Annotated in this window: 25 protein-coding genes; 9 read left to right on the forward strand and 16 right to left on the reverse strand. The window is 68.1% G+C overall.

From position 1 onward, the window contains the following. Positions 1-1,030: 1,030 nt before the first annotated feature. Complete coding sequence (locus ACLJOO_RS02770) at positions 1,031-1,810, reverse strand: isoprenyl transferase (protein ID WP_410785171.1); 780 nt, start codon at positions 1,808-1,810, stop codon at positions 1,031-1,033. A gap of 260 nt (positions 1,811-2,070) precedes the next feature. Here ACLJOO_RS02770 and trhA point away from each other — a divergent pair, with 260 nt between their 5' ends. Further along, positions 2,071-2,766: a PAQR family membrane homeostasis protein TrhA gene (gene trhA / locus ACLJOO_RS02775; RefSeq protein ID WP_410785173.1), complete on the forward strand. Its 696-nt coding sequence runs from the start codon at positions 2,071-2,073 to the stop codon at positions 2,764-2,766. 40 nt (positions 2,767-2,806) lie between these two features. Here the strand turns inward: trhA and ACLJOO_RS02780 are convergent, their stop codons facing one another. Next, positions 2,807-3,298 carry a hypothetical protein gene (locus ACLJOO_RS02780; RefSeq protein ID WP_410785174.1) on the reverse strand — a complete coding sequence of 164 codons (492 nt, stop codon included), beginning with the start codon at positions 3,296-3,298 and terminating at the stop codon, positions 2,807-2,809. 681 nt (positions 3,299-3,979) lie between these two features. Further along, the gene (locus ACLJOO_RS02785; protein ID WP_410785176.1) at positions 3,980-4,423 is read right to left on the reverse strand and encodes a MarR family winged helix-turn-helix transcriptional regulator; all 444 of its coding nucleotides are present in this window, start codon (positions 4,421-4,423) and stop codon (positions 3,980-3,982) included. A gap of 53 nt (positions 4,424-4,476) precedes the next feature. On the opposite strand from ACLJOO_RS02785, the gene ACLJOO_RS02790 reads away from it, so the two are divergent. Together ACLJOO_RS02790 and ACLJOO_RS02795 are read left to right on the forward strand one after the other, a co-directional pair. Beyond that, on the forward strand, positions 4,477-5,631 hold the full coding sequence (locus tag ACLJOO_RS02790; protein WP_410785177.1) for a phosphotransferase: 1,155 nt from the start codon (positions 4,477-4,479) through the stop codon (positions 5,629-5,631). Positions 5,632-5,695: 64 nt separating this feature from the next. Beyond that, positions 5,696-6,208 (forward strand): hypothetical protein, encoded by a 513-nt coding sequence (locus ACLJOO_RS02795; protein ID WP_410785178.1) that lies wholly within the window; start codon positions 5,696-5,698, stop codon positions 6,206-6,208. Here ACLJOO_RS02795 and ACLJOO_RS02800 read toward each other — a convergent pair. The 3 genes from ACLJOO_RS02800 to ACLJOO_RS02810 all read right to left on the reverse strand — a co-directional run bounded on the left by ACLJOO_RS02800 (position 6,205) and on the right by ACLJOO_RS02810 (position 11,968). Beyond that, entirely contained in the window at positions 6,205-7,620 is a 1,416-nt protein-coding gene (locus tag ACLJOO_RS02800; protein ID WP_410785179.1) for a M28 family peptidase, read from the reverse strand. The genes ACLJOO_RS02795 and ACLJOO_RS02800 overlap by 4 nt on opposite strands. A gap of 85 nt (positions 7,621-7,705) precedes the next feature. Beyond that, positions 7,706-9,754 (reverse strand): M4 family metallopeptidase, encoded by a 2,049-nt coding sequence (locus ACLJOO_RS02805; RefSeq protein WP_410785180.1) that lies wholly within the window; start codon positions 9,752-9,754, stop codon positions 7,706-7,708. 249 nt (positions 9,755-10,003) lie between these two features. Further along, the gene (locus ACLJOO_RS02810; protein ID WP_410785182.1) at positions 10,004-11,968 is read right to left on the reverse strand and encodes a thioredoxin domain-containing protein; all 1,965 of its coding nucleotides are present in this window, start codon (positions 11,966-11,968) and stop codon (positions 10,004-10,006) included. A gap of 36 nt (positions 11,969-12,004) precedes the next feature. Here ACLJOO_RS02810 and ACLJOO_RS02815 point away from each other — a divergent pair, with 36 nt between their 5' ends. Then, a complete protein-coding gene (locus ACLJOO_RS02815) occupies positions 12,005-12,532 on the forward strand; it encodes a nitroreductase family protein (protein ID WP_410785183.1) in 528 nt (175 codons plus the stop codon). A gap of 222 nt (positions 12,533-12,754) precedes the next feature. On the opposite strand, the gene ACLJOO_RS02820 is transcribed toward ACLJOO_RS02815, so the two are convergent. The 4 genes from ACLJOO_RS02820 to mca form a co-directional block, all read right to left on the reverse strand. Beyond that, the gene (locus ACLJOO_RS02820) at positions 12,755-13,312 is read right to left on the reverse strand and encodes a type IV toxin-antitoxin system AbiEi family antitoxin domain-containing protein (RefSeq protein ID WP_410785184.1); all 558 of its coding nucleotides are present in this window, start codon (positions 13,310-13,312) and stop codon (positions 12,755-12,757) included. A gap of 77 nt (positions 13,313-13,389) precedes the next feature. Beyond that, positions 13,390-14,415 (reverse strand): copper resistance D family protein, encoded by a 1,026-nt coding sequence (locus ACLJOO_RS02825; protein WP_410785185.1) that lies wholly within the window; start codon positions 14,413-14,415, stop codon positions 13,390-13,392. A 138-nt stretch (positions 14,416-14,553) separates the two neighbouring features. After that, positions 14,554-14,838 (reverse strand): hypothetical protein, encoded by a 285-nt coding sequence (locus ACLJOO_RS02830; protein WP_410785187.1) that lies wholly within the window; start codon positions 14,836-14,838, stop codon positions 14,554-14,556. 43 nt (positions 14,839-14,881) lie between these two features. Continuing rightward, positions 14,882-15,745 (reverse strand): mycothiol conjugate amidase Mca, encoded by an 864-nt coding sequence (gene mca / locus ACLJOO_RS02835; protein WP_410785188.1) that lies wholly within the window; start codon positions 15,743-15,745, stop codon positions 14,882-14,884. A gap of 58 nt (positions 15,746-15,803) precedes the next feature. Between mca and ACLJOO_RS02840 the strand changes: the two genes are divergently transcribed. Beyond that, the gene (locus tag ACLJOO_RS02840; protein WP_410785189.1) at positions 15,804-16,232 is read left to right on the forward strand and encodes a DUF4307 domain-containing protein; all 429 of its coding nucleotides are present in this window, start codon (positions 15,804-15,806) and stop codon (positions 16,230-16,232) included. Here ACLJOO_RS02840 and ACLJOO_RS02845 read toward each other — a convergent pair. Beyond that, the gene (locus ACLJOO_RS02845; RefSeq protein ID WP_410785190.1) at positions 16,229-17,530 is read right to left on the reverse strand and encodes a peptidase MA family metallohydrolase; all 1,302 of its coding nucleotides are present in this window, start codon (positions 17,528-17,530) and stop codon (positions 16,229-16,231) included. The two genes, ACLJOO_RS02840 and ACLJOO_RS02845, sit on opposite strands and share 4 nt — an antisense overlap. Positions 17,531-17,804: 274 nt before the next feature. Between ACLJOO_RS02845 and greA the strand changes: the two genes are divergently transcribed. Further along, positions 17,805-18,317 carry a transcription elongation factor GreA gene (gene greA, locus ACLJOO_RS02850; RefSeq protein WP_130384156.1) on the forward strand — a complete coding sequence of 171 codons (513 nt, stop codon included), beginning with the start codon at positions 17,805-17,807 and terminating at the stop codon, positions 18,315-18,317. A gap of 55 nt (positions 18,318-18,372) precedes the next feature. On the opposite strand, the gene ACLJOO_RS02855 is transcribed toward greA, so the two are convergent. Genes ACLJOO_RS02855 through ACLJOO_RS02870 form a run of 4 tightly spaced genes read right to left on the reverse strand, consistent with a single transcriptional unit; the run spans position 18,373 to position 21,262 of the window. Beyond that, positions 18,373-18,807, reverse strand: coding sequence for a VOC family protein (locus ACLJOO_RS02855; protein ID WP_410785191.1), 435 nt, complete (start codon positions 18,805-18,807; stop codon positions 18,373-18,375). Continuing rightward, a complete protein-coding gene (locus tag ACLJOO_RS02860; RefSeq protein ID WP_410785192.1) occupies positions 18,804-19,418 on the reverse strand; it encodes a TetR/AcrR family transcriptional regulator in 615 nt (204 codons plus the stop codon). Before ACLJOO_RS02860 ends, ACLJOO_RS02855 begins: the two co-directional genes overlap by 4 nt. Positions 19,419-19,451: 33 nt before the next feature. After that, entirely contained in the window at positions 19,452-20,288 is an 837-nt protein-coding gene (locus ACLJOO_RS02865; RefSeq protein ID WP_410785194.1) for an ABC transporter permease, read from the reverse strand. Continuing rightward, on the reverse strand, positions 20,285-21,262 hold the full coding sequence (locus ACLJOO_RS02870) for an ATP-binding cassette domain-containing protein (RefSeq protein ID WP_410785195.1): 978 nt from the start codon (positions 21,260-21,262) through the stop codon (positions 20,285-20,287). The genes ACLJOO_RS02865 and ACLJOO_RS02870 overlap by 4 nt, the downstream gene beginning before the upstream one ends. A 148-nt stretch (positions 21,263-21,410) precedes the next feature. Here ACLJOO_RS02870 and ACLJOO_RS02875 point away from each other — a divergent pair, with 148 nt between their 5' ends. Both ACLJOO_RS02875 and ACLJOO_RS02880 read left to right on the forward strand, forming a co-directional pair. Further along, on the forward strand, positions 21,411-21,722 hold the full coding sequence (locus ACLJOO_RS02875) for a hypothetical protein (protein ID WP_410785196.1): 312 nt from the start codon (positions 21,411-21,413) through the stop codon (positions 21,720-21,722). Between the two features lie 77 nt (positions 21,723-21,799). Beyond that, complete coding sequence (locus tag ACLJOO_RS02880; RefSeq protein WP_410785197.1) at positions 21,800-22,249, forward strand: MFS transporter; 450 nt, start codon at positions 21,800-21,802, stop codon at positions 22,247-22,249. Here the strand turns inward: ACLJOO_RS02880 and ACLJOO_RS02885 are convergent. Beyond that, on the reverse strand, positions 22,236-23,246 hold the full coding sequence (locus ACLJOO_RS02885; protein ID WP_410785198.1) for a hypothetical protein: 1,011 nt from the start codon (positions 23,244-23,246) through the stop codon (positions 22,236-22,238). The genes ACLJOO_RS02880 and ACLJOO_RS02885 overlap by 14 nt on opposite strands. A 274-nt stretch (positions 23,247-23,520) precedes the next feature. Between ACLJOO_RS02885 and ACLJOO_RS02890 the strand changes: the two genes are divergently transcribed. Beyond that, positions 23,521-23,844, forward strand: a complete 324-nt coding sequence (locus ACLJOO_RS02890) for a hypothetical protein (RefSeq protein ID WP_131467179.1) — start codon at positions 23,521-23,523, stop codon at positions 23,842-23,844. Positions 23,845-23,984: the final 140 nt, after the last annotated feature.

A 23,984-nucleotide genomic window follows, 5' to 3' on the forward strand; every position in this document is an offset into this window, starting at 1 on the left:
CCGACGTGGATCGGGTACGCCACCGCGCTCTGGTCCCTCGTGTACGGCGTCCTCGGCCTCTACTGGACCCTCGGCGGCGCGGGCTACCCGTTCGCGCGGGTCGCCGACGATCAGGCCTCCTCGTCGATCCTTGAGGGTACGCCGGTGCACGTGATCGCTCCCGTGATGGCGGCGATCGGGCTCGGCGGCGCCGTACTCGCGCTCGTGATGACCCGGATGCGGCCGCGCGGAACGATCCTGCAGGCGATCGCCGCCGTACTCGCGGTCGCCCTCGCGCTCGTCATCCCCGACTACACGCTGATCGCGGTGGTCGCGATGGCACCGGCGCTGATCGTGTTCGCGTTCACCGGCGTACCGGGGCCGCAGGACGGCGTCGGCGACATCCTGTACTGGCACCGCGTGAACCTGATCATCCTGTTCGTCGGCGGCCTGCTCTGGGCGGCGACCGGGCTCGCGTACCACCGGCGCAGCCGCAACGCCTGCGTCTCGTGCGGCCGGGGCGCCCACGATCCGGCCTGGATGCGACCGGAGGCCGCGCTCCGCTGGGGCAAGTGGGCGGTCGCGGTCGCCGTGGTGGCGAACCTGCCGTACGAGTTCACCCGGATCGCCTGGTTCCTCGGCTGGCCGGTCGGCATCACCGACGAGTTCCACCAGATGATGGCCGACACGCCCGGAATGCTCGAGATGGGCCTCGGCCTGGCCGTGATGGGCCTGGGCGGAGGTGTCCTCACGCACGGCCTGGTGCACCGGTGGGGCGAGATCTACCCCCGCTGGATCTGGTTCAAGGCCGGCCAGCGCGTCCCACCGCGGCTCGCGACCATCCCGGCCTCGATCGTCGCCGTCGTACTGATCCCAGCCGGTCTGATGAACACCCAGGCACCGCTCGGCGGCGACATGTGGGCCACCAATGGCCCCGGCATCCTCTGGATCCTGTGGGGTACGGCGCTGGGCGTGGCGACGTACGCGTACTACCTCAGGCGTCGCACGACGTGCCGGCGGTGCGGCCGAGGAGCCCCGTCGGCCGTGCCGATCAGGTCCCGAAGCGGCGCTCGCGTTGGGCGTAGCTTCGGATGGCCCGGAGGAAGTCGACATGACGGAAGTCAGGCCAGAGCGCCTCGCAGAAATAGAACTCGCTCAGCGCGCTCTGCCAGAGCAGGAAGCCGCCCAGGCGCTGCTCACCCGACGTCCGGATGACCAGATCGGGATCGGGCTGGCCCTTGGTGTAGAGGTGCCGCGCGATGTGCTCCACGTCCACGCGATCGGCCAGCTCCTCGATCGAGATGCCCTTGGCGGCCTCCTCGAGGAGCAGCGAGCGGACCGCGTCGGCGAGCTCGCGACGTCCGCCGTACCCGACCGCGACGTTGACCAGCATCCCCTGGACGTCGTGGGTGTCCGTCTCCGCCGCCTTCAGCGCCTCGGCGGTGGTGCCGGGGAGCAGGTCGAGCGCGCCGACCGGGTGGATCCGGTAGCGGCCGATCGCGGTCAGCTCCTCGACCGTCTGCTCGATGATCCGCAGCAGCGGCTCCAGCTCGTCGGCCGGGCGGGTCAGGTTGTCGGTGGACAGCATCCACACCGTGACCACCTTGACGCCGACGCCGTCGCACCAGTTCAGGAACTCGGAGATCTTGTTCGCCCCGGCCTCGTGACCGCGCGACACCGGGTCGCCGACCTGGCGGGCCCACCGCCGGTTGCCGTCGATGATGACCCCGATGTGCCGCGGGATCCGGTCCGGCGACAGCGATCGGGTCAGCCGCCGCTCGTACAGGCCGTAGACCGCGTCGCGCAGCTTCTGCTTGCCAGGTGTCCGCATGGGCAGGGTGCTCTCCTCGAAGACTCTCGGTCACGAGGCTAGCCCACATTCGCCCCGGTCGGAGAGGCCTTGGAGTGGCTCACAGAAACCTGCCAGAAAGGTCGAACTTTCTGCGAAGTTCGCGCATCGTAAACGTGGGCGTGCTGCATCACCCGGGTGACTTCGCCTACATTTCATCCTTCTGAACCATTGAACCTACGGTTGCGTAGGTTACGGTTGCGTAGGTAGGAACCGCCCGGACACCCCTCGAAAGGACGGCGATGACTGTTTCCAGCGCACAACCCCAGGAACTCGGTCACCGGCTCTCCGGGCGGCTCGGCCCGCTCAAGCCCAAGCTCCGCGGGTGGTTGCACGCCGGCACGTTCCCGTTCGCCACCGCGGCCGGCATCGTCCTGATCTGCCTGGCACCGCACGCGAACGCACGCTGGGCGGCCGCGGTCTACACCGCCGGATCGATGCTGCTGTTCGGCATCTCCGCGCTGTACCACCGGTTCTACTGGGGCCCGACCGGCGAGGCGATCCTGCGACGGCTCGACCACAGCAACATCTTCCTGCTGATCGCCGGCACCTACACGCCCCTCGGCATGGTGCTGCTGCACGGCAACGACCGCCTGTTGATGCTCGGTCTGGCGTGGGGTGGCGCGGCGCTCGGCATCCTGTTCCGGATCTTCTGGCTCAGCGCGCCACGCTGGATCTACACCCCGCTGTACCTGGCGCTCGGCTGGGTCGCGATCTTCTGGATGGGCGACATCTACCACGCCGGCGGCGCGGCAGTAGTCACCCTGATCGCCGTCGGCGGCGGCCTGTACTCGATCGGCGCCGTCGTCTACGGCACCAAGCGCCCCAACCCGTCCCCCCGCTGGTTCGGCTTCCACGAAATCTTCCACGCCTTCACCGTCGCCGCCTTCATCTGCCACTACATCGCCGTAAGCATCGCGACGTACCGCGCCGGCTAACCACCCGTACGCCGAGCAAAGGAGGCGCGCGCGGGGACTTCTAGCGCCGGTGGCTGAATGCTGCCAGGAGCACAGCGAGCGCGACCCCGCTGCCTGCGAGAAATGCGGAGCGGGGAGGCGCCTTCAGGACGTCGTGATCGCCGTCGCTGCTCAACAACGACCAGCGGGACCGAGCTGAGAGTGCTGAACCGAAGGAGAGCACCGAGCCGGCCGAGAAGGCGGACAGAGTCGATCCCACCGACGCGACCGACAGCGCAGAGCCGACCGATCCGATGCTGAGCACCGACCCGACCGATCCGATCGACAGGATCGATCCGCGGCTTGCGATCGAAAGAAACGAGTCTTCTGACCGCAACGACAATCCACCCATGCCCGGCATTCTGACACGAGCCTGAGCCGACGCATATGTGGCGAACCTCCGCACTGACAGGCCCCGGCTGCGGACCTGGCTGCGCAGTAGGGCGACTCTACGAAAGCGCTGCGCGGCAGTGAGCCACTCGGCCCGGTGTTCGGGAGTGATCGCGATGAGCATGCGGTCGCGGCTGCCTCCTTCCCCATCACCGCACTTCTCCGCCGACCGCGTGAGCACCTCACCACAGTCCGCGCCCTGGCGAAGCCGGCCAATGAGACAGCCGCGCCGCAGGCGTGACCGCTCCACATCCCGCGCCACCACACACGCCCGCCAAGCACGTCCGCTCCGCACCACCGTCCACGTGCCGGAGACACCCGGCGGTGTCCGGGAACAAGCAATAGCCTGTCGCCGGCCCCCATCCCCTGTCCCCGGTGCGAGCCAGCCCTGTACTGCGGAACATTTCTGGCAGCAGGTGCAACATTTGGTCCGCAAACAGCCCGGCCAGCCCCAGGTGCCGAGCGGCGCATTCGCCCGCCAAGCATCCCGCTCGTCTCACATCCCGCGCGCCGGCGAAGCCGGCCAACAGACAGCCGCGCCGCAGGCGTGACCGCTCCACATTCCCCCCACCACACACGCCCGGCAAGCGCGGCCGCCCGCACCACTTGTCCGCGCGCCGGATACACCCGGCGGGGTCCGGGAACAAGCAATAGCTTGTCCGCAGACCCTGTCCCCTGTCCCCGGTGCGATCCAGCCCTGTACTGCGGAACTTTTCTGGCAGCAGGTGCAACATTTGTTCCGCAAACAACCACCCCGCCGAGCACCCCGGCTCGTCCGCACACTCGCCCGTCCGACGGGGACGGGCTACGGGTCGACGCCTAGTTCGTGGAGGGTTTGGCGGAGGTGGGTGTAGCGGGTGGGGCCTAGTTGGGTGGACCAGGATTGTTCTACTCGGGCTATGGCGGCTCGGCTGAAGGCGACTGCTTCGTCGCCGCGGGGTGTACGGCGGACCAGGCGGACTCGGCGGTCGGTGGGGAGGCGGGCGGACTCGGTGTAGCCGAGTTTCTGCAGGTAGTCGACGTGCTGGCCGAGGCCCTGTTTCGTCATCGTCGCGACCTCCGCCAGGTCGGTGATCCGGGCTCCCTCGGGCGGGATCAGGTCGAGCAGGCGGTAGTGCGAGACGCGCAGCCCGGGGAACCGCTCCTCGGACGTGGCCAGGATCTCCGACCGGATCCGTCGCAGCGCCAGCCCGAGCAGCGCGGCGATGTGATCGGTCCCGACCCGGGGATCGTCGTTGACGGAAGTCATAAAGCAACTTTACTATCACATCAGTAAGGTGACTTTACTTCCGTGGGGGGAACATGATCACCGGACTGGAACCGTTGGGCCGGGACGCGTTGGGGGAGGAGGACCTGACCGCGCTCGCGCGGACGATCACCGGGGATCCGGCGGCCGTCGCGAGCGCGGTCCGGGTCGAACCTGTCGACTACCCGATCGGTACGCCGAGCACCGAGTCGCTGCACCGCGTCTTCGGTACGACGCTCGGCGGCGCCGACTGGTCGTGCTTCGTGAAGAAACTCCAGTCCGTCCGGCACTCGCCGATCATCGAGCTCGTGCCCGTGGAGTACCGGCAGAGCTTCATCGACTACATGCCCTGGCGGCTGGAGATCGCCGTCCACCAGAGCGGCGTCGGCGACCTGATGCCGCCGGGTCTGCGACTGGCGCACGCTTACCGCATCGACGAGTACGACGACGACCGCGCGACCCTGTGGATGGAGAACGTCATCCAGGAGTGGGGCCCGTGGCCGATGGACCGCTTCGAGCGGGCGGCGTACCTGCTCGGCCGGTTGTCAGCACGCCGGCAACCCCATCTCGTCGAGCCCCTGCTCGACCGGGTCGTCTCCAGCACCCCCGGTACGGCGCTGCGGTACTACGCCGACGGCCGCGTCATAAAGTCCGCGCTACCGGTTCTCACCGATCCGGAGACCTGGCGGCACCCCCTGTTGAGCGCAGCGGTCTGCCACCTCGGCGACCACCGCCTACGGGACGACCTGCTCGCATTGGGCGAGCGTGTCCCCGCCGTACTCAATGCGCTCGAGGCGTTGCCGCAGTGCTACCAGCACGGGGATGCGAGCCCGCAGAACCTGCTGGTGCCACATGACAGCCCGGACGAGTTCGTGGCGATCGACTGGGGTTTCGACTGCCCGCAGGCGGTCGGGTTCGATCTGGGGCAGTTGCTGATCGGACTGGCGCACGCGGGCGAGCTGGCGCCGGAGGCGTTGCCCGCAGTACACCAGGTGATCCTGAAGGGGTTCCTGGAGGGTCTTGCGGCGGACGGTATGCAGGTGACCGAGGAGGAGGTTCTCTACGGGTACCTAGGCTCGCTGCTGGTCCGGGCCGGGTTCACCGCGCTGCCGTTGGAGATGTTCGGCACGGCCAACGCTCCACTGGAGGTGTTCGAGCAGCGGGTCCAGCTGACCCGCGCGCTGGTCGATCTGGTGTCTCCTGTCGTTTGACGCGATCACATTTCAGTCGTGTCACAGCTGCAACGAACGGCGCCCCTCCGTGTATCCATGATGCGTGAGGAACCTGAGCAGATACGCAGCAGCAACCGTCATCGCAGGCTTCGTGCTGACCGGATGCGGAAGCGAATCCGGCACCGGAAGCCCAAGTACGCCGTCACCCAGCGCCCCGACGCTGCCGACCGCGTCGGTGACGCAGTCGACGCCGGTGGGCACCGGTCTGCCGCTCACCGTATCCAGGACCGGTGGGTTCGCGGGCTTCGACGACCAGGTGCAGATCGGCACCGACGGCGTCGCGACCGTGAGCAAGCGCGGCAAGGAGACCATCCGGTGCAAGCTCGACGCGAGCCTGCTGACGACCATCACCACGGCCGCTCAGCAGGTCGACTGGGCGAGCCTGGCCCCGACCAAGCCGGCCACGAAGCACCCGGACGACATGATCGTCGCGGTCTCCGCGAACGGGAAGACGGCCCGGATCGAGGATCCGAGCGTGAAGCCGCTGGCGGCTTCGGTGACCAAACTGCTCACCGAAGCCGCCATCCCGCCAGGACCGCTCTGCAAGCAGCTCTAGCTCGCGGTCAGGGCTACGTCGTCGATCACAAAGCTGGTCTGCAGGGAGGAATCCTCCTGGCCGACGAACTTCACGGTGACCGTCTTTCCCTTGTACTGCGTGACATCCAGCGTTTTCTGCACGTACGACGTGCTCTTGTTCAGGTTCGAGTACGTCGCCAGCGTGGTCGCGGTGGACCCGTCGACGATCTGCACCTTGACCGTGTCGTACACCGTGGAGCCCGTGGTCTCAGCGGTGTCGATCCGGATCCACAACGACAAGGACGCCGCTGCGGCGGTGGACGGGATCGCGACCGACTGCCCGATGTTCTCGGTGGTGCTCCGGCCGTTCCCCTGCAGCCACGCCTTGTACGACCCGCCGTGCGCGGGACGTGACGAACTGTTCGTGATGACACCGGTGGTCCCGGTCCAGTTCGCGGTACCAGACTCGAAGTCCGGATTTTGCAGCAGGTTGTTGCCGGTCGGGGGCGGCCCGCCGGTGTAGTCCTTCTGCGCGTACGTCCAGATCATGTGGCCGATGGCATCGATCTGGCGGTCCAGCGAGGTCAGGTCCAGGTTGTTGATGGTGTCGCAGGACCGGTGGTAGCACGGGTCGAACGCCTGGCCCGCCGAACCTCCCCACTTCGCCGCCTGGGCGGACGTTTTGGTGCCCTCGGCACCGGAGAACGTCCCAGCCGTTGGGATCCCCAACGAACGGAACGCCGCGTGGTCGGAGCGGCCCTGGACGTCGATGAACTCGGTCTGCACGCTCTTCCCGGTGAAGTACGCCACCAGGTCGTCGCGGGCGCCGTCGCCGGCCGGGTTGTCGTCGTACACGAAGTACCCCGGGTTCGGCGACGCGATCATGTCGAAGTTCAGGTACAGCTCGATCTTGTCCCGCTCGGCGGCGGGCAGATTGTTGACGTAATACTTCGAACCGAGAAGCCCGAGCTCCTCGGCCCCCCAGAACCCGAACCGCAAGCGATTCTTGGGGGTCTGAGCACTGGCAGCGTAAGCGAGGGCGGTTTCGAGTACGCCGGCGCTACCAGAGCCGTTGTCGTTGATCCCCGGACCGGAACTGACGCTGTCCAGGTGCGAGCCGGCCATCACCACGTGGCTCGCGTCGCCGTGCGGCCACTCCGCGATCACGTTGTACGACGTACCCGCCGAGGTGCTGAACGACTGCAGGGTCGTGGTGTACCCGGCCGCGTCCAGCTTGGCCTTCACATAGTCGGCCGACGCCTTGTACCCCGCGCGGCCGGTGTACCGGTTACCACCGTTGCTGGTGGCAATGGACTGCAACTGGTCCAGATGAGCCTTCGTGTTGGTGACGGAGATGTCGGGCGAGTCGGCCGCCACCGCACTGTTGCCAGTAGCAAGCAATGTGGCCGCGACGAGCACTGCGCCGAGCCCTGGGACAAGGGACTTGCGCATGGGTGACCTCCTTCGGGCAAAGGAAATCCGGGGCGTGCGGGCTTGGGCGGAAGGCCTCGCACGCCCCGGACGATTCACCGTGAGCTCAGCTCGCGGTCAGGGAGGTGTCGTCGATGACGAAGCTGGTCTGCAGGGAGGAGTCCTCCTGGCCGACGAACTTCACGGTGACGGTCTTTCCCTTGTACTGCGTCACGTTGAGCGTCTTCTGGACGTACGACGTGTTCTTGTTCAGGTTCGAGTACGTCGCCAGCGTGGTCGTGGTCGACCCGTCGACAACCTGTACCTTCGCCGTGTCGTACACCGTCGAGCCGGTCGTCTCGGCGGTGTCGATCCGGATCCAGAACGACAGGGTGGCGGTGGTCGCCGAGGCCGGGATCGCGACCGACTGGCCGACGTTCTCGGTGGTGGCGCGACCGTTGCCCTGCAGCCACAGCTTCCAGGTGCCGGTCCGCGCCGGGCGACCGGTGTTGTTGGTGATCGGGCCCGAGGTGCCGGTCCAGTTCACCGCGCCGGACTCGAAGCCCGGGTTCTGCAGCAGGTTGTCACCCGTCGGCGGCTCCGGGTCGGTGCCACCGCCACAGGCGGCCGCACCGGCCGGGACCGAGATGCCGCTGAACGCGGCCTCGATGCCCTTGCACTGCGCCGAATCCGCGCCGTACAGCTCCTTCGCGGAGTTGATCGCACCCTCACGGGCGTCCTTGTAGGTGCTGCCCGAGCTCAGCTTGGTGCTCAGCGTGCGGTACCAGACCTTGGCGGCCACGTCGCGGCCGACACCGGTGATGGTGGCGCCGTTGCAGCCGGTGCTGCTGTGCGTCACGCCGCCGATGACCTTGCTCCCGGTGCCTTCCGACGCCAGGTAGAACCAGTGGTTCAGCGGGCCGGACGAGTAGTGCGGGTCCAGGCCGCCGGTGCTGGTCGACCAGCAGTCCACGCTGCGGCCGTCCTTCGAGGGCTTGTCCATGTAGCGCAGCGGCGTGCCGTTGCCGTTGATGTTGATCTTCTCGCCGATCAGGTAGTCACCCGGGTCGGACGAGTTGTTGGCGGAGAACTCCACCGCCGTACCGAAGATGTCGGAGGTCGCCTCGTTCAGGCCGCCAGCGTCACCGGAGTAGTCCAGGTTGGCGGTCGCCTCGGTGACACCGTGGCTCATCTCGTGACCGGCAACGTCGATCGACGTCAGCGGGTGCGTGTTGCCGCTGCCGTCGCCGTACGTCATCTGGGTACCGTCCCAGAACGCGTTCACGTAGGCGTTGCCGTAGTGCGTGCGCGAGCGGGCGCCCTGGCCGTTGTTGAAGATGCCGTTCCGGCCGTGGACGTTCTTGTAGTAGTCCCAGGTCAGCTGCGAACCGTAGTGCGCGTCCACACCGGCGGTCTGGCGGTTCGACGCGGCGCCGGTACCCCAGGTGTCGTCGGCGTCGGTGAACGTGGTGCCGTTACCGGAGGTCGAGCCGTTCAGGTCCGTGGTGTAGTTGCCGCCGCGGGTCGGGTCGGTCATCGTGAAGCTGCCCGACGTACCGATGCTGACCGTGCCGGAGTACATCGAGTTGCCGGTACCGGTCTTGACCTCGTCGTCCTGCGCGAGCACCGCACCGGACTTGGCGTCGACGAACGAGTGCAGCACCGACGGGGTCTGGTCGGGCTTCACACCGGTGGTCACCACCTCGTACGCGAGGACGGGCTTGCTCGGCGTCACGAAGACGACCAGCGCGCCCTTGTTACCGGTGGCCTTGAACTTCGCCGCCTGCGCGCCCTTGGTGAGCGCCGCCGACTGGGACAGAGTCGGCTTGGTGGCGACGGCGACCGACTTGGCGCCGCGGTTGTACGTGACCTGCCCGATCGACTCGCCCTTGCGCTTGACGATCAGGTCACCCCCGACGACCTTGAGGCCGTTGAAGGTGCGGTCGTAGCGGACGTACTCGGTGCCGTCCGCGTCCTTGACCACGTCGCGGACCTTGAGCTGCTCGCCGGTGCCGAGACCGAGAGCGGCGGCCGTCTGCGCGGTCAGCGCCTGCTCGGCCTGAACGGCGGCCGGCTGGTTGAAGCCGGATGCCGGGAGCGGAGCCGTCCGGTCGGCGGCACCCGCGTTCGAAGCGGTGAACGTCGTGGCAAGACCCGCTGCCGCGACGATGGCCACCGCCCCTGCTGATGTCAGTCGTTTCAAGACAACATCTCCTCACGGTGTGGTCGCTGTTTGGGCGCAGCGACCGAATTCAGTTGGGGACGCCGGATGTGACGCAACAGTGCCACTGCCTCATCTGTGACACTTCGTGTCGGAACATGCGAGTTCTGTTACATCCAACTGAGGACCGACTGTTGCCGCCCGCTCGCCGCGCGTCAAGGGATTCCCGCGAAACCGCAGGGAAAACCCGCACCCGGAACGGGCTCAGTCCGTGGGGCGCAACTCCCGGCGAAGGTGTTCCGGCAACGTCACGGGCAGCCGGCAGGTGAATTTCTGACACACATAGGCCGCCGGTACGCCGCCGACCAGGTCGCGGCCGTCCATCAGCGGTACGGCGAGACCGGGCGCGCCGGCAACGATCGGCGTACCCCAGGGCGCGTCGGCGAACGCGACCCGCAAAAGCTCCGGTGAGTCGCCGGCGATCGCGACCTCGAGTGGGCCGGCGGCAATCAGCTCGGCGACCGCGAGGGCCCGGCCGGCGAAGCGGGGTGCGCGCTGCGCGATGGCGGACGAGGCCTGCAGCGCCTGCTGGGCCGCGGTCTCGTATCGGTCTGATCCGGTCAGCCTCGCGAGCGTGGCGAAGGCCTCGGCAGCAAGGCTGACTCCCGACGGGGTCGCGTTGTCCGTCGCATCCTGCGGCCGCCACACCAACTGCTCGGCGTCGGCGGCCGTGTCGAAATAGGAGCCATCAGCAACGAATTGCTCCAGAACCCTGCCCAGCAAGGCCTCCGCGACCCGATACCACTCGACATCACCGGTCGCACCCAGCAAAGTCAAGCACGCTTGGGCGACCGCCGCATAATCCTCGAGTACGCCGTCCGCACTCCCCCGCAGACCGTCTCGCGACGTCCGGTACAACCGCGCCCCGTCGAGATGCACGTCCCGGATCAACCGGGCCGCTGCCTCCGCGGCCTCGACGTACTGCGGCTTGCCGAGCACGACCCCGGCGCGAGTGAGTGCCGTGATCGCGAGACCGTTCCACGCGGCAACCACCTTGCCGTCGCGCCCCGGATAGGTACGACTGCCCCGCGCGTGCTTGAGCGTTTCGCGGACCCGATTCCACCGGTCCACGTCATCCGGATCCTGCCGAAGCTGGAGGACCGACGTACCGTGCTCGAAGGTTCCGGTCACGTCGCAGAGGTCGATGACCCAGTCGGCGTCGTCCCCGACGGCTTCACGGAGTTGTTCCGGCGTCCAGGCGTAGTACTTGCCTTCCTCCCCGTCGGTGTCGGCGTCGAGGGCGGACGCGAAGCCGCCTTCCGGCGTCCGGAGCTCGGCGAGCAGGAAGTCGGCGGTCTCCTCCGCGATGCGCTTCGCGAGCGGGTCGCCGCTGATCGTCCACCAGTGCGTGTAGACGTCGAGGAGCAGCGCGTTGTCGTACAGCATCTTCTCGAAGTGCGGGACGATCCACTGGCCGTCGACGGAGTACCGCGCGAAGCCGCCGGCGAGCTGGTCGTACATCCCGCCGCGGGCCATCCGGGCGCAGGTGTGCGCGACCATCGCGAGCGCGTCCTCGTCGCCGGTACGGCGGTGGTGGCGGAGCAGGAAGTCGAGCACCATCGACGGCGGGAACTTCGGGGCCCGCCCGAAGCCGGCGTCGACGGGGTCGAAATCGACCTTCAGCAATTGCACCGCCTGCGCCAGGTCGAACGCCTCCTGACCCGCCGGTTGCTGCGCGCCGAGCTGCTCGACGACCCGCTTGCCGATCCCGTCGAGCTGCTCGCGCCGGTTCTGCCACGCGTCGGTGATTGCCTCCAGCACCTGCCGGAACGACGCCATCCCGCCACGGGAATCCTTCGGGAAGTACGTCCCGCAGAAGAACGGCTCCCCCGCCGGCGTCAGGAACACCGACATCGGCCAGCCGCCCTGCCCGGTCATCGCCACCGTCGCCGCCATATAGATGGCGTCGACGTCCGGCCGCTCCTCCCGGTCCACCTTCACGCTCACGAAATGCTCAGCCAGGTACGCCGCCGTCTCGGCGTCCTCGAACGACTCGTGCGCCATCACGTGACACCAGTGACAAGCGGAGTACCCGACCGACAGGAAGATCGGCACGTCCCGCTCCCGGGCCTCGGCGAACGCCCGCTCCGACCACTCCCGCCACTCCACCGGATTGCCCGCGTGCTGCCGCAGGTACGGACTGGTCGACTGTCCAAGCTCGTTCGCCATACTCCCCACCGTATGCGTCCGAGGTTGAATGGGACCGTGCCCGTCCACCCTTTGCTCGCCAGCCGCTTCAGCCCGCTGATGTTCGATCCCGCCTGGACCGTCACCGAGGAGGATGTCGAACTCCTCCTCGACGCGGCTCGCTGGGCGCCGTCCGCGGGCAACTCGCAGCCCTGGGCGTACTTCGTCGCCCGCCGCGACGAGCCCGACCACAAGCGCATCGTCCGGCACCTCGCCCGCAGCTCGGCCCGCTGGGCACCGAGCGCGTCGCTCCTGATCGTGACGATGGCCCATCGGTACGTCGAGGACACCGACTGGGCCTACTCCGACTTCGCGGACTACGACCTCGGGCAGTCGGTCGCGCACCTCACCCTGCAGGCGCACGCCATGGACCTCGCCTGCCGCCAGTTCCGCGCCTTCGACCTCGAAACCCTCACCACCGACCTGAACCCCAGCCCCGGCTGGCACATCGTCTCGATGATCGCCGTAGGCCGCCCCGCCGAACCCCGCCCACCGTCCCGCGACCGCCGCACCACCACCGACCTACGCACAGCCCCCTGGGCCTAAAGCCCTGCGCCAGAACTTCGCAGCGCAACTGGCTGTGCCCCGCCGAGCGTCTCTCGCCGGTACCCCTCGGGGCATCTTTGAGAAGCCACCGACCATTCCCGGGGCCCGATAATGGTTGGTGGCTTCTCAAAGATGGAGCCTGCGGCCGGTTGGGGAGGGTTTGGCGCCGCGAATTCCAGGGCGCCTTGTTCTGGATCTGCCGGAACATTGCCTCGCCGTCGGTCATGCGAGGAGCTCCAGTGCTTGCAGGATTGGGCCTTTGGCCCGGGGCAGACGGGCAGCGATCGCCACGAGTTGGGCCGGTTTGCCGCCCCGGCGAAGCCACTCCCGCAGCGCCTCCCGGCCGAGATCGTGTCCGACATCGCCGCGCAGGCGGAACGCGTCCACGATGGACCGCTCGGGAGAGTAGAGCCCGATCTGAAGCTCAGCGCCGGGAATCGGGATCTGCGTTCGGCCGAGATCGAAGGTCTCCTTGGCGAACAGATGCCAGCTGATGGCAGCCTGCGTCGCGGGGAGACGGGCACCTCGCGGGATCGCGACATCGAGCGTTTCGGGAATCGTGTCAGTGAGGTCGTGGATCGCGAGCGCGGAAGTGAGGCAGATCGTCGCGTCTGCCCGGCGGGCGGTTGCCTCGATCCAGTCCCAGTCGGCGGCTGGGGCGTCTGCCGGACGGTAGATGCCGCGGGCGATCCGGTCATACTCTCCCGCGCGAGCCGCGCGGTAGAGAGCACTCTTGGACAGGCCGGCGCCAGGCGCACCTTTGGGTCGCAGTGCCTCCATGGCTCACCTCTGATCCGATTCGTCTACAGATAACTCTACCTGTATACGCTTTCTTCCATCGGATATCCAATGGGAGGTCAGACAGTCTGGGAAAGGGCTACCGAGAGGCCGAGGGTCAGGGCCATGACCAGGAGTTCGACGCCTACGACGCGCCAGAACGGACGGCCCGACTCCAGGAGATCGGCGTCGGAGCGGCTGCGGTGGACTGCGGCGAGGACGATCAGGACCAGGAACGCGGCCACCTTCACGAGCAGTAGAGCGCCGTACGCGTCCTGGGTGACGACGTCGACGATCGAGCCCCAGCCACCGCCCTTCGCGGCCAGTCGACCGGCCGCGCTGATCAGGCCGCTGATCAGTACGGCGATCGCCGAGACGAACGCGACCTGGCCGTACCGTTCCAGCACGATCGGCAGCCCGGTCCGGCTCGCCCGCCCGTAGCGGACCAGGCCCGCGAGCCCGCCGACCCAGGTCGTCGCCGCGATCACATGGATCACCAGGGCCGCTCCGGCGAGTACGACGTACGACTCGTTCCTCGGGTACGCCGTGACCGCGGTCGGGACCAGTGCGGCGATGGCGACCAGTACGCCGAGCGCCGCCGCCGAGGACGTCTGCACCCGGCGGATCCCGATCGCCAGCGCGAGGACCAGGATGCCGGTGATCAGCAGCGCCTTCACCTCGGGTACGCCGAGCGCGTCGTCGAACCGTAGCCGCAGCAGCCGCACGGGTGTGTTGAGCAGGAGCGCCGCCGTCACGATCGCGCCCGCGAACGCGCACACCGCCCAGATGATGGCCGAGTTGCTCGCGTCCCGGACCGCGCGCCGGCCCTGCACTCCGAGCGGTCCGCCCTCGATCCGCAGCAGCACGACCGCCGCGAGCAGCGCACCCGCACAGCCGACCGTGGCCAGCGTGGTGATCAACCGGAACAGCGGCAGCAGCCAGGCGATGAACGCACCCGGCCCGCCGATCCCGCCGGCATCCTGCGGCTCACTGTCGGCGGCGTACAGCGCCGCGACGAGGGCCCCTGACGCGATGAGGACAGCACCCACCCCACCCGCGACCAGGCGTCCGGGCATGCGGTGCCGGGCGGCGTGGGTCGCGGTCACCGGAGGGACAGGTCGTGGGCACCATTCAGCACGCGGCTCACTATAGGGTCAGCCGAAGGTGGGCAGCCCAGTCCGACACCATCTCGTGACCAGGGTGTTTCCGAGTTCCCAGGAATCGGTGACAGCAGTGACACCGGGTCAGTGCTCTGAGTGTTCCTTGGAGTCACTCGGCGTCTGGGTCGGGGCCGAAGTCGTAGGCGCTGCATCGGTAGCCGGGGAAGCCGAGCGGTCCTGACTCGCTGGGTCGTCGGACGGTGCTGGGTCGTCCGCACCATCGCGATCGAAGTCGATCCGCTTCAGCTGCTTGCCCATGTTGCGCACCAGCAGCACCGTGGCGGCACCGAGAGCCAGCACGATCAGCAGCGCGACCCACCCCGGCTTCACCACGTTGGGGTCGATCTCGGCCGTCTGAAGGGAGATCATCGCTGTTACCACGCCACCATTCTCTCATTGTCCGCAGCCCCCGTCAGCGCAGCCCCGCGAACAGATCGTTCTCGGGCAGCTCGGACTCGACCAGACTCCGCGCCAACTCGTAGTCCTCGGTCGGCCAGGCCGCCTGATGCACCTCCAGCGGTACGGCGAACCACGCACCGTCCGGGTCGATCTGCGTGGCGTGCGCGAGCAGCGCCTTGTCCCGCACCTCGAAGTACTGTGCGCACTCCACCCGGGTGGTGATGCGGCGCTCGTTCTCCGGGTCGGGCTTCCAGTCCTTCAAGCGCTCGGCGTACGGCGACTCCAGGCCGCGCGCGAGCATCCCGTCGTGCAGCGCCTTCATCCGCTCGTAGTGGAACGTGTGGTGGTAGTACAGCTTGAGCGGCTGCCACGGCTCGCCGAGCTCCGGGTACGCGTCCTTGTCCCCCGCCGCCTCGAACGCGGCGACGGTGATCGTGTGGCACATGACGTGGTCCGGATGCGGGTAGCCGCCGTTCTCGTCGTACGTCGTGACGACTTGCGGGCGGAACTCGCGGATCAGCTTCACCAGCGGGGCGGCGGCGTCCTCGACCTTCTGCGCCGCGAAGCAGCCCTCCGGGAGCGGCGGCAGCGGATCGCCCTCCGGGAAACCGGAGTCCACCCAGCCCAGCCACTCCTGCCGGATCCCGAGGATCTCGCGCGCCGCGTCCATCTCCTTGCGGCGGATCTCGGTGATGTTCGCCAGCACCTCCGGGCGGTCCATCTTCGGATTCAGGATCGATCCGCGTTCCCCGCCGGTACACGTGGCGACCATCACTTCCACGCCGTCCGCGACGTACCGGGCAGTCGACGCGGCGCCCTTGCTCGACTCGTCGTCCGGGTGGGCATGCACATGCAACAACCGAAGATCTCCACTCACAAGACACAATGGTCCTCCAACGCATGCGAAAACCCACGACCGACCCCCTGGACACCCCTTGACCGAGTCTTCTGCCGCCACTCCGGCCTCCGATCTGAACGCCCGCTACGGCCGCGGCGGGCGCTCCCGGCGGCCGCTGCTGATCGGCGCCGTCGGAGTGGTCGCCCTGGCCGGTCTGACCTGGCTGATCTGGGTGGCCTGGGTGCAGTCGAACCCGCCGGTCACCTCGCAACTCCAGGGATTCGAGATCGTCTCGCCGACCAGCGCGAAGGCGACCCTGAAGGTGGACCGCAGCAAGTCGGTCGAGGCGAACTGCCGCCTGCAAGCCAAGTCCGCAGACTTCTCGATCGTCGGCGAGCTGACGGTCACAGTCCCCGCGGACGCACCCCGCCACCAGGTCCTCCCGGTCACCCTGACAACCCAACGCTCAGCAACGTCGGTCGTCCTGGTCGGCTGTACGACGGCAGACCAGCACCGCCCGCGCTAGCTGTACTTCTTGATCGCGGCGACCAGAGCCGTCTCGCCGAGCTTCAGGTGCTTGCGCAGTACCTGCTCGCGGACGGCAGGGGCGTCGGATCCGTCGGCCAGATCGGCGTACAGCGAGTTCACCGCCGCTTGACCGTACGTCGTCACCAGGTACTCGACGATGATCCAGCTGACGCCGTAGCTGTCCTCGTCGTAGTCGCCGTGGAAGACGCCGTCGATCGGGAGCACCACCAGCGCGGGGATCTTCTCGCGTAGCAACTCACGGCGCTCCTCGGCGAGCTCCCGTTCGTACCCGTTCTGCGCGGCGAGCCGGTTCTCGACGTACCTGGCGAATCCTTCGACCAGCCAGATCGGCGCACGATCACCCAGCGGCTCCATCGCCGCATGCGTGAACTCGTGCGCGAGCAGCAGACGTCCGGCCCGGGTGCGCTGGTCGGGGTTGATCACCACGCGGCTCCCGGTGACCTTGAACTCGCTCGCCTCCGGATTCGCCGGAGCGTAGTTCCGCGCGGCGACGGCGGCCGCCGGATGTCCGCCGGTTCGCCACTCAGGATCCATCGAGCGGCGGTCGGCCAGCGCGACCACCAGAATCCCCGCCTGGGCGCGCCGGGTGATGGAGCGCACCACCGGGATCGCCGACTGCGACTCTCGCGCGAGTCGCTCACCGTTGCGGCGTTCGCCGGCGGGGACGACGACGAGTACGCCGGGTCGCCGCGCCACCTCGAGCGCGCCGAGGTCCCAGGGTTCGCGGTACGCCTTGAGGTCCGCCTCGGCCGCGAGATCGTCGTCGTCGACCAGCAGCCACCGACCGTCGCGCTCGGCGAACGTGTAGCCGAGCGCGGTGGCGCGCGGAGTCGAGTCGATGCCTGCGACCTGCACCAGCATGAGGACACGGACCGCCCGTGCACTCGGTCCGTGCTGCGCCTGCACCTCCGGGGCCCAGTTGGCATCTACCTGATAGCTCAACCGGGAGAGGCCGAGCTTGCGCAGGTTGGCGAACACCTGCTGATCGCGTTGCCGGAGCTTTTGGTTCGCAGGGTCGACGTACTGGAGGTACTGCGGCAGCTGCCCGGACAGCACCGCCGACGCTCGCGTCTTCAGGATGGCACCGGCACCGGCCAGCATCCGCTCCTCGACCGACGGGTCGGACGCCGCCTGCGTGGGAGTGGCCGCTGACGGACGGGGTGGATCCCCTCGGCCGGCGACAGCCCAGGTCGCGGCAGCCGCTGCGAGCGCGAGTACGACGGCGCCCGCGATCCACAGCCAGCCGCGGCGCGTACGCTCGCCATCCGTTGTCACATCCACTACATCCCCCCAAGCCGCCAGACGTCGGTCTTCGGGAGCGTAGGAAAGTCCAGGTCAGGGGTCAATCGAGCGGCTGGCGGCAACCGATTGCCGGGAATCCGCGGAGGAAGGGTGGAAAGCCGTCGAGCAAACGGTTTCCAAGCGTTTGAGACCGGCGAGAGCCCCTGCGTGATCGGCGGTCTCTTGCTACGCTCGTTTGATTGGTCGCCGTCGACGACGGCGGCCAGCAGTATTTTCCTGCCCATCCCACCGACACAAGGAGCAGCCCGTGACGCAAAAGATCGACGAGGACAGCGTTGTCTGGCTGACGCAGGACGGTTATGACCAGCTGAAGTCCGAGCTCGAGCACCTCAAGGGCCCTGCCCGTGCCGAGATCACCCAGCGGATCAGCGAGGCCAGGGACGAGGGCGACCTCAAGGAGAACGGCGGCTACCACGCCGCCAAGGACGAGCAGGGCAAGATCGAGGCGCGGATCCGGCAGCTGGAGGACATGCTCCGCCGGGCCCGGGTCGGCGAGACCCCGAAGGCCGGCGGCAAGATCGAGCCCGGCATGAAGGTGTCCATCAAGTTCGCCGGTGACGACGACGTCGAGACGTTCCTGCTCGGCTCCCGCGAACTGCTCGCCCTGGACGCGTCGGTCGACATCGACGTCTACTCGCCGCAGTCTCCGCTGGGCGCCGCGATCCTCGGCAAGAAGAAGGGCGACAAGGCCAAGTACGAGGCCCCCAACGGCAAGGACGTGACCGTCGAGATCGTCGCCGCCGAACCCTTCACCGGCTGACCCCACCAAGCTCCCGAAGCGCCCCGGTGGACACCCACCGGGGCGCTTCGTCGCTTCAGTGCGCGGCGGGAGCGAAGAGCTCGAGCTGGATGTTGTCCTGGTCGCGGAAGACCAGGACCGAGGCGTACGGCTCGTCGGCGATCGGCGACTGGGTGAGCGGCTTGTCGGCGGTGTCGGCACGGACGACGCCGTGCGCCTCCAGATGGTCCTGCCACTGTTCGAGGTCGGCACGCGAGTCGACCGCGAAGCCGGCGTGGTCGAGCCCGGTGACGGTCTCGGTGGACAACGCACCGTCGTTGGTCTCGTGGTGGTGCAGCGCGATCATCAGCTGATGGTCCGCGTCGGCGAGGATCCGTCCGACACCGCCGGGATGCGGTACGTCGATCACCGGGTGGACTCCGAAGACTTCGCCGTACCACCGGACGCTCGACTCCAGGTCGGTCACGGTCAGGGCCAGATGGTGCAGCTTGACCTGGGTGACTGCGGTCATGATTCCCCCTTGCTGTGCGTGGAGTTCCCGCCCGCGTACTGGGCGAGGAACATCCGGGTCACGTCCTCGACGAGCCGGGTCCACCGGTCGCCGTCCGGGTCGTTGGAGACCTGCTGGCCGACCAGGCCGACGGTGATGGCGGTCCAGATGTCGAGGTGCCGTGGATCGTGCACGCCGTTGCGTGCGAGGAGCTCGCGCGTCACCGCCAGGGCGCTGACGGCGAGCTCGTAGGACTCGGGCGACGGGGTGAAGCCGGGCACCGAGTGCTGGAAGAGCAGCTGGTACCGAGGGACGTCGGACACGCAGAACATGACGAACGCCCGGGCTTCGGTCAGCAGGTCCTCTTGCGGGTCGTCCGTCGCCGGCAGTGACGCCTTCAGCTCGACGAAGGACTGTGCGGCCTGCGCGAACATCGCGTCCAGGATGGCGTTCTTGGACTCGAAGTACGCGTACAGGGTCGGTGTGGTGATGCCCGCCCGGCGAGCCAGCTCACGCAAGGACAGGGCGGCCAACCCGTCCTCGCGCACCAGCTCCCACGCGGCGGTGAGCACGTTCGCCCGCGCACTCTCCCGTCGCGCCTCACGCCAGTTCCCGGCCGGTTTCTTTAACACAGTTCGAATTATTTGTACGCTGTATAAGTCTTGTCAATGCCCAGTGGCACTCCGGTACTTGCGGACTGCGAGTGGGGCGAAGATCGCGATGATGGCGGCGCACCAGATCAGGGACAGCCAGACTGGGTGCTGGGCGGGGAAGCCGTCCGGGCTGGCGAAGGGGGACGGGTTGCCGAACAGGTGGCGGCAGGCTGCGACGATCGAGGAGATCGGGTTCCACTCGGCGACCGGTTGCAGACCGCTCGGCAGGTTCGGCGTCGGGACGAACGCGTTCGACAGGAACGTCAGCGGGAACAGCCAGATCAGCCCCGCCGACGCCGCCACCTCGGCGCTGCCGACCGACAGGCCGATCAACGCACCGACCCACAGCATCGCGAACGCGAACAGCAGCAGGATCGCGAACGCCGCGAGCGCCTGGCCGAATCCGTTGTGCCACCGCCAGCCGACGATGAATCCGCAGAGCACCATGATCAGCATCACGAACGCGTTGAACACCAGGTCCCCGACCACCCGGCCGGCGATCACCCCGGACCTTGCCATCGGCAACGACCGGAACCGGTCGATGAGCCCCTTGGACATGTCGTCGGCCAGCCCGACGCTCGCCGACGCGACCGCGAAGGCCATCGTCTGCGCGAAGATCCCGGACATCAGGAACTCCCGGTACGCCCGCGCCCCGGGGAAGCCCGGGATCGGGATCGCGTTCCCGAACACGTACGCGAACAGCAGCACGAACATGATCGGCTGGATCGTCGCGTAGATCAGCATGTCCGGAGTCCGCGGGATCCGCTTCAGGCTCCGCCACGCGAGAATTCCGGCATCCGACAACGCCCGGCCGATCGGGTTGACCCGGGCCGGCAGCTCCGCACTCACAGCGACTCCTTCTGTTCGGCCTCGTGCCCGGTCAGGGTGAGGAACACGTCGTCCAGCGTCGGGCGCCGCAGCCCGATGTCGGCGATCCGGATCTCCGCGGCGTCGAGCGTCCGGATCACGTCGACCAGTTCGCTCGAGCCGCCCGGCGCCGGCACCGTGATCCGCCGGGCGTGCTCCTCGAGCGTCGTCGACTCCGGATCCGCGATCCCGAGCGCGGCGGTCAGCAGCCCCAGCGCCCGCACGGTGTCGCCCGGATCGTGGACGACGACCTCGATCCGCTCACCGCCGACCTTCGCCTTGAGCTCGTCCGCCGTACCGCGAGCGATCACCGAGCCGTGGTCGACGACCGCGATGCTGTCGGCCAGCTCGTCGGCCTCTTCCAGGTACTGCGTGGTGAGCAGGATCGTGACGCCCTCGCGGACCCGTTCGCGGATGATCTGCCACAGGTCGAGGCGCGAGCGCGGGTCCAGACCCGTCGTCGGCTCGTCCAGGAACAGCACCTTCGGGTGCGCGATCAGCGACCCGGCGAGGTCCAGCCGGCGCCGCATGCCACCGGAGTACGTCTTCAGGATCCGGTCCGCCGCGTCGGTCAGATCGAACGTGGCGAGCAGTTCTTCCGCTCGCTGCTTGGCCTGCTGACTGGACAGCCGGTACAGCCGGCCGAACATCCACAGGTTCTCCCGGCCGGTGAGCAGTTCGTCGACCGCGGCGTACTGCCCCGACAGCCCGACCAGCGACCGGACCGTGTCCGCCTCCTTCACCACGTCATGCCCGAGCACCCGGGCGGTCCCGGAGTCCGGTTTCAGCAGCGTGGTCAGCACCCGGACCGCCGTGGTCTTGCCGGCCCCGTTCGGCCCGAGCAGGCCGAGCACCGTGCCCTCCGGCACGTCGAGATCGATCCCGTCGAGCGCCTTGACCGTCGATTTTCTGCCCTTGAACGTCTTCACGAGGCCGGTCGCCTCGATTGCAGCCATCCGAACGTCCCCCTTCTGGATGTGACGCAGGCCACCATCCTGCCCGAGAACGCCGACAATTTCACTCCTAAATTATATTGAGTCTGTTGGACTCAGCTTTCTTGACAGTTGAGTCGACATGACTCAAGTTTGGTTCTACGGTCGCGGAATGGGCATCCTCCGCCACCCCGATTTCCGCCGGCTGTGGGCCGCCGACCTGCTCAGTCAGCTCGGATCCCGCCTGAGCATGGGCGCGATCCCGCTGCTCGCCGTGCTCACCCTCAACGCGTCGACGCTCCAGGTGTCGCTGCTCCGGACCTGCGAGACCGCCGCCTGGCTCATCCTCGGTCTGTTCGCGGGCGCCTGGGCCGACCGGATCCGCTGCCGGGCAACGCGAAGCTCGCCGCGAACCACTCGATCGCCGCGGTCATCGGCGCCGGCGCGAGCGGACTGCTCGTCCAATGGCTCGGCGCGGCGCTGACGATCGGCCTGGACGCACTCAGCTTCCTGTGGTCAGCGCTCTGGCTCCGCTCGATCCGAACACCCGAGACGGAGTCAGTGAAGCCCGAGCTGCCCAACCTGCGCCGCGAGATCGGCGAGGGCATGCGTTACGTCTTCCGGCATCCGCTGCTGCGGCCGTCGACGGGCATCGGCGTCGCGTTCACGGTGCAGGCGCTGACCGCACCGGGCTGGATGGTGAGCTGGTTCGTCATCGGCACACTGCTGGCGGGCTTCTGCATCATCGTCAGCTACATCCTGCAAGTCAGCACCCAGCAACGCCTCTGCCCGCCAGACCTGCAGGGTCGGATGAGCGCCACCATGAGCTTCGTCAGCTGGGGCGCCGCACCCGTCGGCAGCCTGCTGGGCGGCGCGCTGGGTACGGCGTTCGGCCTGCACACCACCTTGTGGATAGCAGGTCTGGGCACCTTGGCCGGAAACGCCTTCCTCTACCTCTCCCCCATCCGCAGGCTGCGCACGATCCCGGCGGAGGAGGTCAGTCCGACGTGATTTGGGCGGTGCCTACCAGGACCTCTACGTCGAGGGCCGCGCGGCCGCGGCCGATTTCTACGTCCTTGGACTGGCCGGAGACGGCGCCGCTCCAGGTGACGCGGCCGAGCTGGGACTCGGTGTGGACGTGGACGTCGGAGCCGCGGCGGAGCGTGACCTGCGCCGTACCGGACTCGACGCGGACGCGGGAGCGGCCCTTGGTGATCTGGGCGTCGAGGCTGGCAGAACCGGCCTGGACGAGTACGTCGATCGGGCCGTCGACGTCGGCGACCTTCGCCGTACCGGCGGTGACGCGGACCCGGGTCAGGCCGGGCAGCCGCTCGGCGTTCACGCTGCCGCCGGTGACCTCGACCTCGACCTGCAGGTTCGGGTTGACGCGGATCGACAGCTCCTTGGCGAGGCCGTTGACGTGGGCCTTCAGGTCGGTGGGGTTGCGCAGCATGCTGAAGCCGTCGATCGAGACGCCCATGTCGCCTTCGCTGCTGATCGCGAGGGTGTCGCCGTCACGCTTGATCACGTGCGGACCGTCGACCGCTACACCGTTCACGGCCGGCTCACCGATCAGCCGCACCCGCCGCCCGATCGCGCGCACGGTCACCCGCTGCACCCCGGACGGAATCGGCACATTGCTGTGCTCCTCCTCGACCGGCTCCTGCTCCACATCAGCCTCAGCGACATCCGCAGGCACAGCATCCTGCACAGGCTCGGAGGCGTGCCGGGCGCCTGCGGCATCGGCCGCCGTAGGTGAGTCGACGGCATCTGCCCACACGGTGGTGGACGGTACGTCGTCACCCGACGGCCAGGGCCACGGCGGCTTCCCCTCGGACGCCGCGTCTGGGTCGTCAGCAACCGGAGCGTCGGCCGCCGGCTCGGCAGCCTCGGAGGGGTCGGTCTTGAGGGCGGCGATCAGGGTGGTGGCCTCTTCGGTCGAGAGGTGCCCCTTGGCGACGCGGTCCAGGATGTCCTTGACCTTCTCGTCGTAGCTCTGGTTGCTCATGCCACCAGTCCAGCACCCCGCCGGGTCGAAACCAATCGGGGATCGCCCCCAACCTGCAGTCTCGCACCCTGAACCGCGGTCTGCCGGAGCCTGACGAAGCAGCATCCGTTTCGTTCCGTGAGCAAAAAATCACGAATTGCTTGTGGTTCACCCGAGACATTCAATACATTCATTTCAAGCGACGCATTGACTGGCCATCGGGCGCCGCGGCCGCATCATTTCACCGGTCAACGACGACCGTATTCGTCCCACCCTCCCGCAAGGAGAATTCGTCATGCCCAATTTGAGGTCCCGCCTGATCACCCTGCCGCTCGCGAGCCTCGCGCTGGCCGCCGGCGGCGCTGCCCTGACCGCCACCACCGCTTCGGCCCACGAGCACCCGACCCCGGTCGCGAACGTCGGCGACGCGGTCGACTACGCCACCGACCAGGTCCAGCTGCACGTGGACGACGAGGCGCTCGGCCTGTACCCCGCGGTGGAGAACCCGCTCGGCTACACGACCAGCCACGTGGTTCCGGTCGGCGTGAACGTCGTGTCCCTCACGCTCACCGGCCACAAGTCCGTCGACGACGGCACCGGTCACGGGCACGACCACTGATCCACCGGCTGCGGCGCCTGTCGACCTGACCGGCGTCGCGGCGTCCCGATCGCCCGTGGCCGCGGAACCTCCCCCGCGACCACGGGCGATCCACATCCCGGGCCGATTCGTCCTCACACCTCAAAAGTAACCCAGAGAGG

The organism is Kribbella sp. C-35 (genome assembly GCF_046549195.1).
Classification (GTDB): Bacteria; Actinomycetota; Actinomycetes; order Propionibacteriales; family Kribbellaceae; genus Kribbella.